Origin of the sequence: Streptomyces sp. 8N616 (assembly GCF_052246385.1) — a bacterium.
Classification (GTDB): domain Bacteria; phylum Actinomycetota; class Actinomycetes; order Streptomycetales; family Streptomycetaceae; genus Streptomyces.
In genome coordinates this window covers 1-17139 of the sequence record NZ_JBQQBY010000066.1, presented here as the reverse complement: position 1 = coordinate 17139, position 17139 = coordinate 1, and the positions used below count along the sequence as shown (strand labels likewise).

The 17139-nt window shown below is 70.1% G+C and carries 12 protein-coding genes and 2 pseudogenes; 7 read left to right on the top strand and 7 right to left on the bottom strand.

All coding sequences use genetic code 11. The annotated features are described in order from the left end of the window. Nucleotides 1–180 precede the first annotated feature (180 nt). Complete coding sequence (locus ACTWQC_RS35060) at nt 181–1188, bottom strand: sigma-70 family RNA polymerase sigma factor (protein WP_443319910.1); 1008 nt, start codon at nt 1186–1188, stop codon at nt 181–183. Between the two features lie 131 nt (nt 1189–1319). On the opposite strand from ACTWQC_RS35060, the gene ACTWQC_RS35055 reads away from it, so the two are divergent. Continuing rightward, nucleotides 1320–1892, top strand: a complete 573-nt coding sequence (locus ACTWQC_RS35055; protein WP_443319909.1) for a GNAT family N-acetyltransferase — start codon at nt 1320–1322, stop codon at nt 1890–1892. A gap of 143 nt (nt 1893–2035) precedes the next feature. Here the strand turns inward: ACTWQC_RS35055 and ACTWQC_RS35050 are convergent, their stop codons facing one another. Beyond that, a complete protein-coding gene (locus tag ACTWQC_RS35050; protein WP_443319908.1) occupies nt 2036–2839 on the bottom strand; it encodes a dioxygenase family protein in 804 nt (267 codons plus the stop codon). Between the two features lie 108 nt (nt 2840–2947). Here ACTWQC_RS35050 and ACTWQC_RS35045 point away from each other — a divergent pair, with 108 nt between their 5' ends. Continuing rightward, nucleotides 2948–3448: a MarR family winged helix-turn-helix transcriptional regulator gene (locus ACTWQC_RS35045; protein WP_443319907.1), complete on the top strand. Its 501-nt coding sequence runs from the start codon at nt 2948–2950 to the stop codon at nt 3446–3448. Nucleotides 3449–3562: 114 nt separating this feature from the next. Here ACTWQC_RS35045 and recQ read toward each other — a convergent pair whose 3' ends face one another. Together recQ and ACTWQC_RS35035 are read right to left on the bottom strand one after the other, a co-directional pair. After that, entirely contained in the window at nt 3563–5419 is a 1857-nt protein-coding gene (gene recQ / locus ACTWQC_RS35040; protein WP_443319911.1) for a DNA helicase RecQ, read from the bottom strand. Between the two features lie 227 nt (nt 5420–5646). After that, nucleotides 5647–6147 (bottom strand): hypothetical protein, encoded by a 501-nt coding sequence (locus ACTWQC_RS35035; RefSeq protein WP_443319906.1) that lies wholly within the window; start codon nt 6145–6147, stop codon nt 5647–5649. Nucleotides 6148–6560: 413 nt separating this feature from the next. Here ACTWQC_RS35035 and ACTWQC_RS35030 point away from each other — a divergent pair, with 413 nt between their 5' ends. Continuing rightward, on the top strand, nt 6561–7037 hold the full coding sequence (locus tag ACTWQC_RS35030; protein WP_443319912.1) for a hypothetical protein: 477 nt from the start codon (nt 6561–6563) through the stop codon (nt 7035–7037). Here the strand turns inward: ACTWQC_RS35030 and ACTWQC_RS35025 are convergent. Beyond that, nucleotides 7033–7564, bottom strand: a pseudogene (locus ACTWQC_RS35025) (NUDIX hydrolase); the annotation flags it as partial. The gene ACTWQC_RS35030 and the pseudogene ACTWQC_RS35025 sit on opposite strands and share 5 nt — an antisense overlap. Nucleotides 7565–8771: 1207 nt before the next feature. Here ACTWQC_RS35025 and ACTWQC_RS35020 point away from each other — a divergent pair. The 3 genes from ACTWQC_RS35020 to ACTWQC_RS35010 all read left to right on the top strand — a co-directional run bounded on the left by ACTWQC_RS35020 (nt 8772) and on the right by ACTWQC_RS35010 (nt 14433). Then, the gene (locus ACTWQC_RS35020) at nt 8772–11123 is read left to right on the top strand and encodes a glycosyltransferase (RefSeq protein ID WP_443319905.1); all 2352 of its coding nucleotides are present in this window, start codon (nt 8772–8774) and stop codon (nt 11121–11123) included. Continuing rightward, nucleotides 11120–12361: an acyltransferase family protein gene (locus tag ACTWQC_RS35015; RefSeq protein WP_443319904.1), complete on the top strand. Its 1242-nt coding sequence runs from the start codon at nt 11120–11122 to the stop codon at nt 12359–12361. Before ACTWQC_RS35020 ends, ACTWQC_RS35015 begins: the two co-directional genes overlap by 4 nt. A gap of 248 nt (nt 12362–12609) precedes the next feature. Beyond that, a complete protein-coding gene (locus ACTWQC_RS35010) occupies nt 12610–14433 on the top strand; it encodes a TIGR03767 family metallophosphoesterase (protein ID WP_443319903.1) in 1824 nt (607 codons plus the stop codon). A gap of 98 nt (nt 14434–14531) precedes the next feature. Here the strand turns inward: ACTWQC_RS35010 and ACTWQC_RS35005 are convergent, their stop codons facing one another. Next, nucleotides 14532–16124 (bottom strand): FAD-dependent monooxygenase, encoded by a 1593-nt coding sequence (locus ACTWQC_RS35005; protein ID WP_443319902.1) that lies wholly within the window; start codon nt 16122–16124, stop codon nt 14532–14534. A gap of 106 nt (nt 16125–16230) precedes the next feature. Between ACTWQC_RS35005 and ACTWQC_RS35000 the strand changes: the two genes are divergently transcribed. After that, nucleotides 16231–16887 (top strand): TetR/AcrR family transcriptional regulator, encoded by a 657-nt coding sequence (locus ACTWQC_RS35000; RefSeq protein WP_443319901.1) that lies wholly within the window; start codon nt 16231–16233, stop codon nt 16885–16887. Nucleotides 16888–17012: 125 nt separating this feature from the next. On the opposite strand, the pseudogene ACTWQC_RS34995 reads toward ACTWQC_RS35000, so the two are convergent. Further along, a pseudogene (locus ACTWQC_RS34995) lies at nt 17013–17139 on the bottom strand (IS5/IS1182 family transposase); the annotation flags it as partial.

Below are 17139 nucleotides of genomic sequence, written 5' to 3'. Positions count from 1 at the left end.
GTCGCTACCGAACTCAACGGCCGCCCACGCAAGACGCTCGGCTGGGAAACCCCAGCCGAGCGCCTGTCTAAACTGCTCACCACCACACGTCAGTGATCACGTGTTGCGACGATCCCTTGAATCCAAGGGGGAGGGCGCCGGGGCTCTGCTCAGGGGGAGGGCGCAATGCCCTCGCGAGCATTACGCCGCCTCATCAAAACCCGTGTCACGGGCCAGCTTCTTCAGCTCGAGCAGCGCGTGCTTCTCGATCTGGCGGATCCGCTCGCGCGTCAGGCCGTGCTGCTTGCCGACCTCGGTCAGCGTGCGCTCCCGGCCGTCGTCGATGCCGTACCGCATCTTGATGATCGACGCGGTCCGGTCGTCGAGCCTGCCGATCAGCTGGTCGAGGCCTTCGCGGCGCAGCATCACCAGCACCGACTGCTCAGGCGTGGCCGCGGAGGTGTCCTCCAGCAGGTCGCCGAACTGGGTCTCGCCCTCGTCGTCCACCGACATGTTGAGGCTCACCGGGTCGCGCGCCCAGTCCAGCACGTCGCCGACGCGCTCGGTCGTGGAGCCCAGCTCCTTCGCGATCTCCGCGTGCTCCGGCTCCCGGCCGTTCTCGCGGTTGAACTCGCGCTGCACCCGCCGGATCCGGCCCAGCTCCTCCACCAGGTGGACGGGCAGCCGGATCGTACGGGACTGGTCGGCGATGGACCGGGTGATCGCCTGCCGGATCCACCACGTCGCGTACGTCGAGAACTTGAAGCCCTTGGTGTAGTCGAACTTCTCGACCGCGCGCACCAAGCCCGCGTTGCCCTCCTGGATCAGGTCGAGCAGCGGTAGCCCGCTGCGCGGATAACGGCGGGCCACGGCGACGACGAGGCGGAGGTTGGAGCGGATGAAGACGTCCTTCGCACGCTCGCCCTCGCGCGCCAGCGTCACCAGCTCCTCGCGGGTCGCGCCTGCCGCACGGGCCTCGTCGACCTCGCCGTCGAGAATCTGCTGAGCGTAGACTCCCGCCTCGATGGCCTGGGAAAGTTCGACTTCCTTGGCGGCGTCGAGCAGGGGGGTACGCGCTATCTCGTCGAGGTACATGCCGACCAGGTCACGGTCGGCGATCTCTCCGCCAAAGGCGCGAGCGCTGTTTGCCCGGTCGGTCTCGGCGGTGGTGCTGTCGGACTGACGACGGGCCACGGCGCGGGTTGCCATGCGTGCTCCCTTGCGATGAGTCGGTCGCGGGTCAGTGGGGGACGTTCACCCTGCCTCGGGTGCCCGCTCCGATGGGAACAACGACTGGAATCCGGACACAATTCCCAAGCCGTACGACAATTTTTGTGATCATGCAGTACCCTGTCCCGCCACACGGAGGCGACATAGTGTCGGCATCATCGGAAGTGCAGGTCAGGCCGGGCGCGGAGGACGACCTCGAGGCCCTGACGGACCTCTACAACCACTACGTCCGCGAGACGGCCATCACCTTCGACACCCGGCCCTTCACAGCCGAGGAGCGCCGCCCGTGGCTGCTCTCCCACCCCGAAGACGGCCCGCACCGCCTTCTGGTTGCGCAGGAGCGGGCAAATGGCCGGATTCTCGGCTACGCGACAAGCAGCCCGTTCCGGCCGAAACCCGCCTACGAGACCTCGGTCGAGACGAGTGTCTACTGCGCGCCCGACGCCGGCGGGCGCGGCATCGGCACGCTGCTCTACAAGGCGCTGTTCGAGGCGCTGGAGGGCGAGGACCTGCACCGGGCGTACGCGGGCGTGGCCCTGCCCAACGAGGCATCGGGCCGGCTGCACGTCCGCTTCGGCTTCGAGCTCGTCGGGACGTACCAGGAGGTGGGCCGGAAGTTCGGCCGCTACTGGGATGTGGCCTGGTACGAGAAGCCGCTCGGGGTGCGGGCCGGGGACGCGTAGCAGCGCGGGCCGCGCGGCTATCGGCGGCCCCGCGCGCCCGCGACCTCATCGAACCGGTGCCGCATCGAACCGGTGCCGCATCGAACCTGTGCCGCGCCCAAGCCGTCTCCCAGGTGAGCGGCCCCGCTACCCGAACCAGGCGGTCACCCGAATTGCACCGATCGTTTTGCCAGCCCCATCCAGAAGCCGTCGATCACACTCCGCCCGCGGTCGAGGTCGCCCGCGGCATCGGCGGCCCCCAGCGTGACGAAGAGCGGGGCGAAGTGCTCGGTGCGCGGGTGGGCGAGGCGTCCGGCCGGGGACTTGTGCTCGAAGTCGAGCAGCGCGCCCACGTCCCGGCCCTCGAGCGCCTGCCGCCCCCAGTCGTCGAACTCCGCCGACCAGCTCGGCGTACCGCCGCCCGCGTGCCGCAGCGCGCTCAGGTTGTGGGTGAAGAAGCCGCTGCCGACGATCAGCACGCCCTCATCGCGGAGCGGCGCCAGCCTGCGGCCGATCTTGAGCAGCTTCCGCGGTTCGAGGGTCGGCATCGACACCTGGAGTACGGGGATGTCGGCTGCCGGAAACATCTCGACGAGCGGGACGTACGCACCGTGGTCGAGGCCGCGGTCCGGGACATCCTGGACCGGGGTGCCGGCGGAGCGCAGCAGCTTGCGCACCCGTTCGGCGAGGTGCGGGGCGCCCGGGGCCGCGTACCGCACGCGGTAGTAGTGCTCGGGGAAGCCCCAGAAGTCGTAGACGAGGGGCACGGTTTCGGTCGCGCCGAGCGCGAGCGGCGCCTCTTCCCAGTGCGCGGAGACCACCAAGACGGCGGCGGGGCGGGGCAGTTCGGCGGACCAGGCCGCGAGCTGGCCGGGCCAGACGCCATCGTCGGCGAGCGGCGGGGCGCCGTGGCTGAGATAGAGGGCAGGCATGCGCCCGCCGGGGGCGGCGGTGGGGTGAGCGGACATGAGCATCCCCTCGGTTCTTCACAAACTTGAAAATTCAATAATTATGGTCGATGCGGACACTAGCAAGCTTTTGTTTAGGTTTCAAGAACTATCCGTACAGTGGGAGACATGACGACGGCACCCGACGACGAGCCGCGCTGGCTCACCGACGAGGAACAGCGCACCTGGCAGGCGTATCTGCACGCCACCGCACTCCTGGAGGACCACCTCGACCGCCAGCTGCAGCGCGATGCGGCCATGCCCCATGTCTACTACGGCCTGCTGGTCACGCTCGAGCGCGCGCCCGAGCGCCGTATGCGTATGACCGAGCTCGCCCAGAACGCCAAGATCACCCGCTCCAGGCTCTCCCACGCCGTCGCGCGCCTGGAGAAGAACGGCTGGGTGCGCCGTGAGGACTGCCCGTCCGACCGGCGCGGCCAGCTGGCGGTCCTGACGGACGAGGGCTACGCGGTCCTGGAGAACTCCGCGCCCGGCCACGTCTCCGCCGTACGCGGCGCGATCTTCGACCGCCTCACCCCGCAGCAGGTCCGGCAGCTCGGCGAGATCTGCGGAATCATCGCGGAAGGCCTCCAGCCGGAGCGCGGCGCGGACCTCCCCTGGCTGCGGTGAGGCGTACGGTTCCGTGACGCATACGGGTTCGGTGAGGCTTACGGGTTCGCGTTCGCCGACCTCCCGGCCGGGCGCATGGCCGACCGACCGGGATCGCCGAAACCGCCGGAACCGCTAGGCGGCCAGCAGGTCCAGGAGCTGCTGGCCGTACTTCGCCAGCTTGTTCTCGCCGACGCCGCCCACCGTTCCGAGTTCCGCCAGCGTCGACGGTGAGGTCGTGGCGATCTCCCGCAGCGTCGCGTCGTGGAAGATCACGTACGCGGGCACGCCCTGTTCCTTCGCCGTGGCCGCGCGCCAGGCACGGAGCTCCTCGAAGACCGGTACGGCCTCCTCGGGCAGTTCCACGGGTGCGCTGCGCCGGGACGCGTCGGTCTTCGAGGGCTTCGCGGCTCGCGCCACGGCCCGCTCGGGCTCGCGCCGCAGCGGGACCTTGCGCTCGCCGCGCAGCACGTCGGCGCTCTCGTCCGTCAGCACGAGCGTGCCGTACTCGCCCTCGACGGTGAGGAGCCCCTGGGCCAGCAACTGCCGCACCGCGCCCCGCCACTCGGCCTCGCGCAGCTCCGTACCGACGCCGAAGACGCTCAGCGCGTCGTGGTCGAACTGAATGACCTTCGCCGTCTTCTTCCCGAGCAGGATGTCGATGATCTGGCCCGCCCCGAACTTCTGGCCGCGCTCGCGCTTGAGCCGGACCACGGTCGAGAGCAGCTTCTGGGCGGCGACGGTGCCGTCCCACGACTCGGGCGGCACCAGGCACGTATCGCAGTTGCCGCACGCGGTGCTCTTCTGCCCGAAATAGGCCAGCAGCTGCACGCGGCGGCACTCGACCGTCTCGCAGAGAGCCAGCATGGCGTCGAGGTGGGTGGCGAGGCGGCGGCGGTGGGCCTCGTCGCCCTCGGAGTCGGCGATCATCTTCCGCTGCTGGACGACGTCCTGGAGGCCGTACGCCAGCCAGGCGGTGGAGGGCAGCCCGTCGCGGCCCGCGCGCCCCGTCTCCTGGTAGTAGCCCTCGACGGACTTGGGCAGGTCGAGGTGGGCGACGAACCGTACGTCCGGCTTGTCGATGCCCATGCCGAAGGCGATGGTGGCGACGATGACCACGCCGTCCTCACGCAGGAAGCGCGCCTGGTGCGCGGCGCGGGTACGGGCGTCGAGACCGGCGTGGTACGGCAGCGCCTCGATCCCGTTCCGTACGAGGAACTCGGCGGTCTTCTCGACGGAGGCCCGCGACAGGCAGTAGACGATGCCCGCGTCCCCGGCGTGCTCGTCGCGCAGCAGCCGCAGCAGCTGCTTCTTCGGCTCCGCCTTCGGCGCGATCCGGTACTGGATGTTGGGCCGGTCGAAGCTCGCCACGAAGTGGCGGGCGTCCTGCAGCTTGAGCCGGGACGCGATCTCGGCGTGGGTGGCGGGCGTGGCGGTCGCGGTCAGCGCGATGCGGGGGATGTCGGGCCAGCGCTCATGCAGCTCGGACAGGGCGAGATAGTCGGGCCGGAAGTCGTGGCCCCACTGCGCCACGCAGTGGGCCTCGTCGATGGCGAAGAGCGAGACCGTGCCGCGGCCCAGCAGGCGTGCGGTCGACTCGACGCGCAGGCGCTCCGGCGCCAGATAGAGCAAGTCCAGCTCGCCCGCGAGGAATTCGGCCTCGACGAGCCGCCGCTCGTCGGGATCCTGCGTGGAGTTGAGAAACCCGGCCCGCACCCCGAGGGCCCGCAGCGCATCGACCTGGTCCTGCATGAGCGCGATGAGCGGCGAGACGACGACCCCGACGCCTTTTCGTACGAGCGCGGGGATCTGGTAGCAGAGCGACTTCCCGCCGCCGGTCGGCATGAGCACGAGCGCGTCGCCTCCGGCGGCGACGTGCTCGATGATTTCTTGCTGCTCGCCGCGGAAGGCGTCGTATCCGAAGATGCGATGCAGCACCTGCAGAGCGGGGCTCGCGCCATTGACGTCACTCGCGCCGCTCGTGTCACTCATGCCGCTCGCGCCGGTCGTGTCGCTCACGTCGCTCGCGTCGCTCGCGTCGCTCACCGCGGGACCGGTCGTCTCGGGGTCTGCCATCCGACCATCCTAGGAGGGCCTTCCGGGGCTCGATGGGCCGTTTCCGAGCAACCGCGCCTCCGAGGGAGGCCGCCGACCGACGACGGCTCCACGGACCGGCCCCGGCCGGCAATGGAGGTAGCCGGCCCATCGAGACGAGATCGCTATTCGCTCACCGGCCCAGGCTCCTCATCCGGCGCACCGTCGCCAGCACCGGAACCGTCTCCTTCGTCGTAGACCTGCTCCTCGTCCGCCGGGGGATCCTCCCAACCGTCCGGCGATTCGGCCTCATCGACCGGTTCCTCCCAGCCGTCATCCGCGGGCTGCTCGTCCCATTCCTCCTCGGGTGGCTCCTCTTCCCCGGTCTCCGAGGGATCGCCGGGCTCCTCCTCGGGGAACTCCGGCCACTCGTCCGCCGGCTCGTCGACGTACCAGTCTTCGTCCTCGAAGAACGCCCACGCCTGGTCGTCGTCCGACCAGTACCAGTCCCCACCGTCGTAGAAGAACCACTGGTTCAGCTCGACCGAGAAGTACCAGTCCGTGGCATCCTCCCGAGGAGGCGCCGAGCGGGGCGGCGCAGACGACGCCGGAGCCACCACCTGCACCCGTGCCCCCGGCTCTTCGTTCTTCTCCGACGACGCCGAGGCCGTCGGAGCCCCGCTCACCGGAGCCGCCTGAGGCGCAGCCGGAGCTGCGCCGGATGCCAAACCCCACACGATGGCACCGGACGCCACGGCAACGGCAGCGGCCATCACAACCGCCGTACGTACCTTCACCAGATCCCCCCTCCCGTCCGCCGTCTCGCGGCGGAGACAGCAATACCCCGGGACCCTGTTGGCCCTCCGGGGCATCGCAGTTGGAGAGATTCTGTTGTCAGCCGAGTCCGCGGCGCCTCGCGAACGCCAAGGACGACGTCCTGGAGCCACGACATCGGCCTCATCCGCCACTCCCCCGTAAGACGAACGGCGTACCCGGCCTCACCAAGCCCGGTCCCCGCCTCCCGGCGACCGCCTGCGAGTCCAACTCGGCCGGGTCGGGCCCAGCCCGCCAGGTCGTCACCGCCCACCGGGACCACACTGTGATCCGGCTTCCCCTTCGGGGCGTCGAGGAGCAGACGGGCCCAGACGGTCTTGCCGAGCGGACTGCGGGAGCGGAGGCCGTTCTCCTCGGAGAAGGCGGCGACGAGTTGCAGGCCACGGCCGTGCTCATCGTCGACACCGGCATCGCACTCGCCCGCCTTGGCGAAGCGTCCCGCGCCGGACCTCTCATCGCCGAAAGGCTTCGCCGAGAGAAGACCGCCCAGCAGAGGGGCCGCGCCTTCCACGCCTTCTGGCTGGCCACTACCCAGCTCCAGCAGAGCAAACTCGACCGCGCCTGCCACAGCGCCGGGCTCGCCCTCGACTTGACTGCCGCCATCGACTCCCCGCGTGTGGTGGGTCATGTTCAGGAATTCCACCGGCGCCTGGCTCCGTACGCCCGTGAGCTGCCGGTGATCGCCTTCGACCAGCGGATGCGGGAGGTGCTCGGCCGGCCCCCGGCCAGCCGGTGCTCTTAGTGGCCTCGTCCAGCAGCAGGTACAGGAGACCCACAAGCGCGCCGCTGCTGACGATCTCGCGGCGGTCGATCATTCCGCGGATATCCGAGAGCGGGATCCACTCGATCCGGTCGGCCTCGTTCATCTCGGTCGGCGGGCCCGCGTAAGTGGCGCCGTCAGCGCGGAAGACATGGTGCTCGGAGTCGGTGATGCCGCTCGCGGGCTGCGCGTACACCAGTGGTTTCATCGACTGCACACGCCAGCCGGTCTCCTCCTCGATCTCCCGGGCGGCGGCCTGTTCGGGCGCTCTCGTCCGCTTCGATCAGGCCCATCGGCAGTTCCCAGCCCCACGTGTCGGTGACGAACCGGTGCCGCCACAGCATCAGCACTCGCTGCTGGTCGTCGACAACGGCGGCGACCGCCAAGTGCCGCATCCTTACGACATGGTGTTCCCAGCGGCGACCGTCGGGCTACTGGACGTCCACGAGCCACAGGTTGACCCACGCGTTGCTGTAGATCTGCTGTTCACCATGGACGATCCACTCCATGGAGCCCAACTCCCTCTCGTCGGCGGGGCTTCCAGCATGTCAATTCGACGAGATTCGTCCGGCGCCCGGTGCGCCCGCGCCCCTCCCCCACCCGCATGCACCCACGAGCCCGCGCCCCCCTGGGTCGAGTCCGTGTTTGGGGCTTAATCATCGCGTTACGCCCATGTAGGTGTGATGTCATAGTGATCGTTGAGGCTGATGAGGCTGACGCACAAGGTCAAGGTGTGTGGTCAGATGCTGTCGTGACATTTCGGTCCTCCCCCACGATCCGACCAGGATGGGACCCCATAGATGCAGAATCCACTGAAGCGCGCTCTCGCGCTTCGGGGCCTCGCCGGCGCGTGCACCGACGAGTTCGGGCGGTTCACGGACGGGGTGGCCCCGTCCGCGCCGGCCTCGGCCAGCGGTCGACCCGGCTCCCGATTGATCTCCTTATCGGGCACGGGGGCCGTACAGCGCTCTCGTCGTAAACTCGCCCGTCCGGCCGAGAAGTTGATGGGGCGTCATCGGCGCGCCATGGACACCACGGACCGCCGGAGGGATTCAGCCGTTCGCCCGGCTCCCATCGTCGCAATGCTTCCGATGGTTCCAAAAGTTCCGATGGTTTCACGAGGCGTATCGCAATGGCGGCCGCGATACGGTCGCCTCTCTGCCCCAGCGCCGCTTTCCTGCGCGTCCCCCTGCCGCGGATTCTCCGTACGGCGCGCGCGCTGTGCACCCAGCCGAAGAACCGGCCCATAGAGCGTCCCCGCCCGGCCCGGCCGTGCCGCCTGCCGTACGGACGGCCGCGCGCCGTACCGACCAGTGCAAGCACAGCCTGTGGACCCGGCGCCAAGCCGCCGAAAGCCGTGGCACCAGTCGGTCCGGCCTCGCGCCAGCGCAGGTGCAGCACAGCTGTCCTGAACCGACCGCAGTCCGCAGGCCCCTTCCACGCTCGACGCAACCCGGTCCAGCCTCCAACGCTCTTCGTGGCCAGACCGGTTGTCGCATGCCCTCGCGTAAGCCCTCCTGTAAGGAAGGAAATCCTCAGGTGCTCACTTCGCACCAGCCAGGTTCGCCGAATACATCCGTAGCTGCTCCCGGCCCGCGACCCGACTCATCCAGATCCGAGCCCGCCGATCCCGCCCCCGTCCCCGCCCCCACCCGCGGGCGGGTGCTGGCGGTCGGTCCGCCGGGGCCGAGGCTCGAGCGGCTGACGCAGACCCTGGTGTCGACCGGGCACGAGGTCAGCCATGCCGAGCCCGGCCGGGTGAACCTGGAGGTCCAGCAGGCCCCTCTGGACGCGATCGTCGCCCTGGACGGAGGCCCGGACTGCGGCCCGGACGGATCGGGCAGGGCCGACGGCCCGGACGGATCCAGCGGGCCCGACGGACCGGACAGTTCCAGCAGACACGGCACACACGGCACACCCGGCGCACCCGGCGCACCCGGCCGACCCGACCGGCTCGACGTGATCCGCGAAGTCCGCGCCGTCCCCGCCGGCCGCGCCCTGCCGCTGCTCATGGTCGCGGCCAACCCCGCCTCCGCCGATGTCGCGGACATGCTGCGCCACGGAGCCGACGACTGCATACCCGAGGCCTCCGACCCGGTCGAGCTGTCCGCCCGGATAGAGGCCAAGCTGCGCCGCGTCCCCGTCCCCGTCGAGAACCTGCTCCTCGACCCCCGTACCGGCCTCTACTCCGAGCCGCACTTCCTCGCCGAACTCGACCGGGAACTGCAGCGTCCCGAGCCCGCACGCCGCGGCGGCGTCGTGGCGACGGTCGCCGTGGCCGAGATGAGCGCCCTGGAATCCCGGCTCGGCCCGCGCGTACGCCGGGAGGTCGCCGAGCGGCTGGCCGGAGTGGCGGAGAAGCTCGGCAGTGTCTGTGACCGGCTCGGGTGGGACGACCACGGCCACCTGCTCATGCTGATGCCCGGCGTGGACGAGGAGGCGGCGCGCCGCAGCCTCGAGAAGTTCGCGAACACGGTCGCGGGCACCCGGTTCATCGTCGCCGACGAGAACGTCCGGCTGACCCCGGCGATCGGATGGACTCCGCTGGCCGACTGCGGCGACCACACGCAAGCCGTCGAGAAGGCCCGGGACGCGGCGGCCGAAGCGACCCGTCACCGCGATCTGCGTCCGGTCAGGTACGCCCCGTGGATGCGCTCACCGCAGCGGCACCGGCGCCCTTTCCTCGGTTCCCTCGCCTCCCTCGGAGCCGCCGTCCGCGGCCTGCTGTCCGCGCTGTCCCCGGTTGTCGTGCTCCTGTTAGGCGTGGGCGTGCCCTTCCTGCTGTACCAGCAGATGTACGAGCTGGGCTGGGACCTCGGCTCGGCCATGTACTGGGTGGTGGTGGGCGGCCTCCTGGCGTCCGCGGCGCTCATCGTGGTGGAGTGCCTGTTCTCGCTCGACTCGGTACCCCGGCCGGACCGGCCCGCGCAGCCGTATCCACCCGCCAGCGCGGTCATCGCCGCGTATCTGCCGAACGAGGCCGCGACCATCGTCGACACCGTCGAATCGTTCCTGCGCCTGGACTACCCGAACGACCTGGAGATCGTGCTCGCGTACAACACGCCGCACCCGTTGCCCGTCGAGGACACGCTCCGCGAGATCGCCCGCCGCGACCCGCGTCTCGTACTCCTCCCGGTGCAGGGCAGCACCTCCAAGGCCCAGAACATCAACGCCGCGGTCACCCGCGTGCGCGGCGAGATGGTCGGCATCTTCGACGCCGACCACCACCCGGCTCCGGGCGCCTTCCAGCACGCCTGGCACTGGCTGTCGAACGGCTATGACGTCGTCCAGGGCCACTGCGTGATCCGCAACGGCGACAGCACCTGGGTCTCGAGGCTGGTGGGGGTGGAGTTCGAGACGATCTACGCGGTGAGCCACCCCGGCCGTACCCGGCTGTACGGATTCGGCGTCTTCGGCGGCTCCAACGGCTTCTGGCGCACCGACCTGCTCGCCAGGACCCGGATGCACGGCTCGATGCTGACCGAGGACATCGACTCCACGATGCGCGCCCTGAACGAGGGCGCACGGTTCGCCGTGGACCGCACCCTCATCTCCCGCGAGCTGGCGCCCACGACGCTGAAGTCGCTGTGGAACCAGAGGTCGCGGTGGGCGCAGGGCTGGCTCCAGGTCTCGCTCAAGTACCTGTGGCGAAGCCTGCGGTCCCCGGTCTTCACGGCCCGCCAGAAGCTCGGGCTCTTCGTGCTGCTCGGCTGGCGCGAGGTGCAGCCCTGGCTGACGCTGCAGATCCTGCCCATCCTGCTGTACTCGGCCTGGCGGTCGGGCGGCCTGACCGAGCTCGACTGGGCGGTGCCGGTCTGCCTGCTGGCCACCCTGTTCACGGTGTCGGCCGGGCTGGTGCAGGCGGCGTTCGCCTGGCGTCTCGCCGTACCCGAACTGCGCAGGCGCCGCGGGTGGTTCTGGCGGTACGTGCTGGTGTCGACGTTCTTCTACTCCCACTTCAAGAACATGCTCGCCCGGCTGGCGTTCCTCAAGGAGGCGCTGGGAGACCGGCAGTGGCGGGTCACGCCGCGGGCCGCCGCCGCGAAGAAGGCGGTGGCCAAGCCGTGAGCGCTCCGACCGCCCGTACTGCGGAGCCCGGATCCGCCTCCGGGCCCTCGCCGCGTCCGCCGGAGGGCGCACCCGCGAGCAGCCGCGCCCGTGAGATCGAGGGCTACCGGGGTCTCGCCGCGCTGAGCACGGTCATCTTCCACGTCTGGCAGCAGTACTTCCGGTACGACGCGGGGGGCTCCCACCCGCCGGTGGACAACCCCTTCGTGGGAGCGGCGATCTCCCTCGAGGTCATCGACCTCTTCTTCGTGATGTCCGCGTATCTGCTGACGCTGACGTATGCGCGCGCGGCGATCGACGGAGGTTCGATACGGCCCGCCCGGGTGTTCCTGTTCCGCCGGGCGATCCGGATCGTGCCGCTGTACTTCCTCGCGGTCCTGGTCGTCTGGGCGACCCGCAACCCGACCCTGCCCGGCAACTGGCTGGACCTGGTGGAGCATCTCACCTTCACCCATGTCTTCGACCGGGAGCAGATCTTCTTCACCATCGGCCCCACCTGGTCTCTGTCGCTGGAGATGATGTTCTACCTGGCGCTCGTCGCGCTCGGACCGCTGGCGGTGCGTGCCTGCCGACCGCTGCGGCAGCGGAGCACGCGGGTGGCCGTGTGCGCCGCGGGTTGCCTGCTGCTGTTCGTGGGGCCGCTCGTCTGGATCGCGGTCGCGCACTACGCGTTCGGGGTGCCGCACACCAGCTGGCCCGTGTACTTCGGCCCGCAGGCCCGCTTCGGCGGGTTCGCGGCGGGCATGGGGCTGGCCGTGCTGATGGTCGGGCTCGGCGAGCGGGGACGGATGCGTACGGGGTCGGCGTGGGCGCTGCGGGCGGCCGTACTGGTGAGCCTGTACCTGCTGTCGCTGCTGTCGGCCCCGGAGAACGCCCTGTTCACCTTCTTCCATCCGCTGGCCAGTCTGCTGTGGGTGCTGCTGCTGTTCAGCACGATCCACGTACGCAAGCAGGGGCAGTGGCACCGCGCGCTGCGGGCCCGCTGGCTCACCTACATCGGGCTGATCAGCTACAGCCTCTTCATCTGGCACGAGCCGATCATGCTCCAGCTCTACAAGTCCGGGCTGCTGCCGACAGGGCAGGCGGGTTATCCGCTGGCCACGGCGATCGTGCTGGCGGTGGCGGTGCCCGCGGCGATGGCGAGCTACTGGGTGATCGAGTATCCGTCGAGCCTGCTCGGGAAACTCAAGGATAAAACCGGCAAACCGCGCGAGTTCTACCCCGAACCGGCGCGGTAGCCGTTGCCGCCAACCTGCGAAGCCACGAAGCCCTTCCGTCCGAGCGGGAGGGCTTCTGGCTGCCGGCACACCGGCCAATGATCTCGGGCCCCTTCGACTGCTGCTGGGCGTTCTGCGTTCCGGCGTCGTTCACGATCAGGCCACGACCGCCGCACAGGCTCCGGAATGAGTGATTCCACTCGTGATTCAGTGAACCAGCGAACCAGCGATGTTGCCGGGTGACACCGGCAACGGCGCCGGAGGACCCCATGGCCGGGACCGTGTCCGCCATCAACCGCCGTCATTTCCTGCTCACTTCCGGTGCCGCCGTCGCGGGGACCGCAGCCGCGTGGTCGCAGATCCCGGGGCCGCGCCAGGGCAGCGCTCCGCCGCCCGCCGCGGAGCCCAGGCGGACCGCCGCACGGCCGCAGCCCCGCCCGCAGACCCGGCGGGCGGCGCCGTACGCCACGACGACGCTCGACACCACGGCGCGCCTCGGCGGCAGTGGCGGCACCGGCTACCGGCGGCTCGTCTCCGGCCCCGGCTGGCCACTGGTCGTACGCGGTGAGCTGGCCGCTCCCAGGACCGGGCGCCAGGACCGGCGCACCGCCCTGGCGTGCTTCGTCCAGTTCACCGACCTGCATGTGATCGACGTACAGAGCCCGCTGCGCATGGAGTTCATGCGCGCGCAGGGCCTGGGCTCGTGGCGGGTGCAGGAGGCGCTGACGGTCGCGGGCGCGGTCTCGCTCGTGGAGCAGGTCAACGCGCTCGGCGGCGGCCCGCACACCGGCCGTCCGCCCGCGTTCGTGATGAGCACGGGCGACAACATCGACAACAACTCCACCATCGAGCTGGACTGGTTCCTCACCGCCATGAGCGGCGGCCGGATCACCCCCAACACCGGCGACCCCACCTCGTACGAGGGCGTGCAGAACTCCGGCCTCCCCCTGTTCTGGCACCCGGACGACAGCCTGCGCGACGCCGACAAGCAGCGCGGCCTGCCCCGCCTGCCCGGCTTCCTGCAAGCCGCGATCCGCCCGGTCACCAGCCCCGGCCTGAACATCCCCTGGTACTCCACGGTCGGCAACCACGACGACCTGCCCGGCGGCTGCCTGGCACCCGAGGATCCCGCGCTGCGCGACTTCGTCACCGGACCCCGCAAGCTGTTCACGGTCCCGGACTCGGACGTGGCCGCGTACGCGCAGGCGGTGCAGACCGGCGACGACCCCAAGAGCGAGGTCCTGAAGGCCATCCTGAGCAGGAACGCGGCCGGGGCACGGACGGTGACGGCCGACGAGCGCCGGAGGATGTTCAGCCCGCACGAGTACCTCGCCTCGCACCTCGACCCGAAGTACGCGGGGGCGGGCCCGGCCGGTCACGGATACACCGAGAACAACCTCGACGGCGACCGGATGTACTACGCGTTCGAGATCGCCGAGAACGTCATCGGCATCAGCATCGACACCACGTATCGCAGCGGGCACTACGAGGGCTCGCTCGGCACCGAGCAACTCCGCTGGCTGGAGCGGATGCTGGCCTCCCACAGCTCCCGCTTCTACGACGCGGACGGCCGGCTGGTTCGCAACACCGGGGCCGACGACGCCCACATCCTGGTCTTCAGCCACCACAACAGCCCCAGCATGAAGCGGCGCCCCGACGCCGCACGCACCGAGGAGCCGCGGCACGACGGCGAAGAGGTGATCGCGCTGCTGAGCCGGTTCCCCAACGTGGTGGCGTGGATCAACGGCCACAGCCACGTCAACCGCATCACCCCGCACACCCACCCGACCGCGCACCGCTCCTTCTGGGAGGTCAACACCGCCTCCCACGTGGACTATCCGCACCACGCGCGCGTGCTCGAGCTGGTCGACAACCACGACGGGACGGTCTCCCTGCTCACCACACTCATCGAGTCCGCGGCCCCGCACCGTACGAACTTCGACGACCTGTCGGCCGTCGGCCTCGGGTCGCTGTACCGGGAGCTGTCGTACAACGCGCCCGGCGTCGTCTCGGGCCTGGCGGGCGGCGTCCACGAGGGCTGGGCGGGGGCGCCGGGAGACCGCAACACCGAACTGCTGGTGCGGCGCGCATAGTCAGCGCTGCGCTGCCACGGTGGACGACTCATATGCCTGACGAGTAACCACCGGCGCGCTGAGTGAGGGTCTCGGTGACGAAGGATCGGGGCAGGGCGTCAGCGGCCGAGCCCCTCCAGGTAGTCGGTCACGACTCGGGCCTCGTACGGATCGACCGCCAGCGCGACGTGATGGTCCGGCCGGACGAGGACGAGCGCGTCACCGCTCACGCCATAGGCCGTACGAGCGTGGCCGCGGTGGTCCTCCAGCCCGCCGGGCTTCCCCAGCCCGTCGGGCCTCTCTACCCAGTCGGGCCTCTCCACCCCGTCGGGCCCCGCGTCGATCAGGCACGTGCGGACGATGTCACCCCACTTGACCTCCACATCCGCCAGCGCCCCGGCGGATCCAGGGCCGAATCCGAGCAGGGTGAAGTGCGGTCCGGCGAAGACCTCGAAAAGGCGGACCGGCCGACCGGACACCGCGTCCCGGCAGGGTGCGTCGGGTGCCCGGTGGCCCGCCTGGGCGGCTCGCGTGCGGCCGTCGCCACCCACGGCGAGGCCGCCCCAGGCGAGCGAACTCCATGGGTAGCCGACGCCGAGCGTGGTGACCGCGTCGTCGATCACGACCTCGGTGCCGACGCCGGCCTTTTTGATCCCTTCCCGGGCGGCCCTCAGCCGCTCGTTGGTGGTCTTCAACGTCCAGGCGGCGATGGGCAGTCGCTCTTCCTCGTAGGTGTCCAGGAGGCCCGGACCCGCAAGACCCTTGGCGACGAGCGCGAGCTTCCAGCCGAGGTTGAAGGCGTCCTGGATGCCCGTGTTCATGCCGAGGCCGCCCGCGATGGACTGGACATGGGCCGCGTCGCCCGCCAGGAAGACACGGCCGACCCGGAAGTGTTCGGCCATGCGGACATTGATGCGGTAGGTGGAGATCCAGGTGGGGTTGGCGAGCTGTACGCCGCGCACGCGCGCGTGCCGGTCGAAGAGACGCTGGAAGGTCTCCAGCGACGGCTCCACGAGTCGCCCCGCGGCCTCGCGCTCGGGAGTCCCCTGCAACTGCCAGGCACGGGTCCCCGGGATCGGCCAGAGCATGATCGCGCCATCCTCGTCGAACCACTGGTGCCAGTAGTCACGGTCCAGCCCGTCGGCCTCCACGTCCCCGCACACCATGCACTCCTCGGCCTCCGACTCGCCCTCGAAGCGCACGCCGAGCGCCCTTCGCACCGGACTGTGGCCGCCGTCGCAGCCGACGACGTACGACGCCTCGATGCGCCGCCCGTCGGACAGCCGGACCGTCACGCCCACATCGTCCTGGCTCAACTCAGCTATCTCACAGCCGAGTTGGATCTCCACTCCGTACTCGGCGAGCTTGGCGCGGAGAATCTCCTCGGTCCGCCACTGCGGAATGGACAGCCCTTTCGCGTACGGGGCGCCAGCATCCGGGGCCGCGCCCGCGAAGATCTCGTCGTCGGCGAGCGCGACGCCGCCCCGGTACTTGCGCAGCACCATGCGCTCGGTGCCCGAAGCCGTGAACTCCTCCCCCACGCCGAGGTCCGCGAGCACCTCGCGGCTGCGCTGGTTGGGCCCCTTGGCCCGCGAAGTCCGATGGAACTCCGTGGACTTGTCGATGATCCGTACGGGCACTCCGGCACGGGCGACCGTACAGGCGAGCGCCAGGCCGGTCGGCCCGGCGCCCACGATCAGCACAGTGGTCATGAGGTATCCCTCCGTCGTCTGGAGCCCATGAAAGACCGCACCGCCCCAAAAATGCAACCGAGTAACAAACATTTCCCGGTAACGGAACTCTGCTAGGGTCTGCGACGTGAACAAGGAGACAGGGGAGCCGGAGAAGCCGAGGGAGCCGGGACTGCGGGACCGCAAGAAGCAGCGCACGAGGCAGACGCTGTCCGACGCGGCCATCGCGCTTTTCCTGGAGCGTGGCTTCGACCAGGTCCCGGTCGCGGACGTGGCCGCCGCCGCGGACGTATCCAAGCCGACCCTGTTCCGCTACTTCCCCACCAAGGAAGACCTGGCCCTCCACCGCATCGCCGACCACCAGGGCGAGGCCGCCCGCGTCGTCAGCAACCGCCCCCCGGGGCAGTCCCCGCTGGACGCTCTGCGCGCCCACTTCCACGCCCGCCTCGACGCCCGCGACCCGGTGACGGGCCTCAACGACGACGCCACGGTGCGCGCCTTCAACGACCTCCTCTACTCGACCCCGAGCCTGCTGGCGCGCCTGGTGCAGTACAGCAACCACGATCGCGACGCCCTGGCCGAAGCCCTGGAACGGACAGGTGGGGCCGACGAGTTGACGGCGAAGCTGGCGTCCGCGCAGATCATTACGATCCATCAGACCCTCGCCCACGAGAACTGGCGAAAGCTCACCTCGGGCCGCACCACGGACGAGGCCCTGCCCGAAGCCCACGCCGACGCCGACCGCGCGTACGACCTGCTCGCCACAGGCCTCGCGCGCCTTTAGTACCTGTTTGCGATCCCCAGGCTGCTGAGGCCCGCGCTGCACGGCGGCGGTCCAGTCAGCTGCCTAAAGCGTGTTGCAGAAGGCCGTGATCATGCAGCCTGAGCTGGGGCGGTTGGCGTATCTGCTCAGGCGGCGAGGGCGAGATTGTGCATGCGGGCAACGGCCTGGACGGCGTGGTGGAGGCCGTCGCCGTGCTGCCGGCAGTCACGGAGGATCTTGTAGTTCTTCATCCGGGCGAAGGTGTGCTCGACG

Coding starts and splice junctions, on each gene's coding strand:
- ACTWQC_RS35045 (WP_443319907.1), top strand. CDS start 2,948: ATGACGACGGCACCCGACGACGAGCCGCGCTGGCTCACCGACGAGGAA.
- ACTWQC_RS35050 (WP_443319908.1), bottom strand. CDS start 2,839: ATGTCCGCTCACCCCACCGCCGCCCCCGGCGGGCGCATGCCTGCCCTC.
- ACTWQC_RS35055 (WP_443319909.1), top strand. CDS start 1,320: ATGCAGTACCCTGTCCCGCCACACGGAGGCGACATAGTGTCGGCATCA.
- recQ (WP_443319911.1), bottom strand. CDS start 5,419: ATGAGTGACACGAGCGGCGCGAGTGACGTCAATGGCGCGAGCCCCGCT.
- ACTWQC_RS35005 (WP_443319902.1), bottom strand. CDS start 16,124: ATGACCACTGTGCTGATCGTGGGCGCCGGGCCGACCGGCCTGGCGCTC.
- ACTWQC_RS35010 (WP_443319903.1), top strand. CDS start 12,610: ATGGCCGGGACCGTGTCCGCCATCAACCGCCGTCATTTCCTGCTCACT.
- ACTWQC_RS35060 (WP_443319910.1), bottom strand. CDS start 1,188: ATGGCAACCCGCGCCGTGGCCCGTCGTCAGTCCGACAGCACCACCGCC.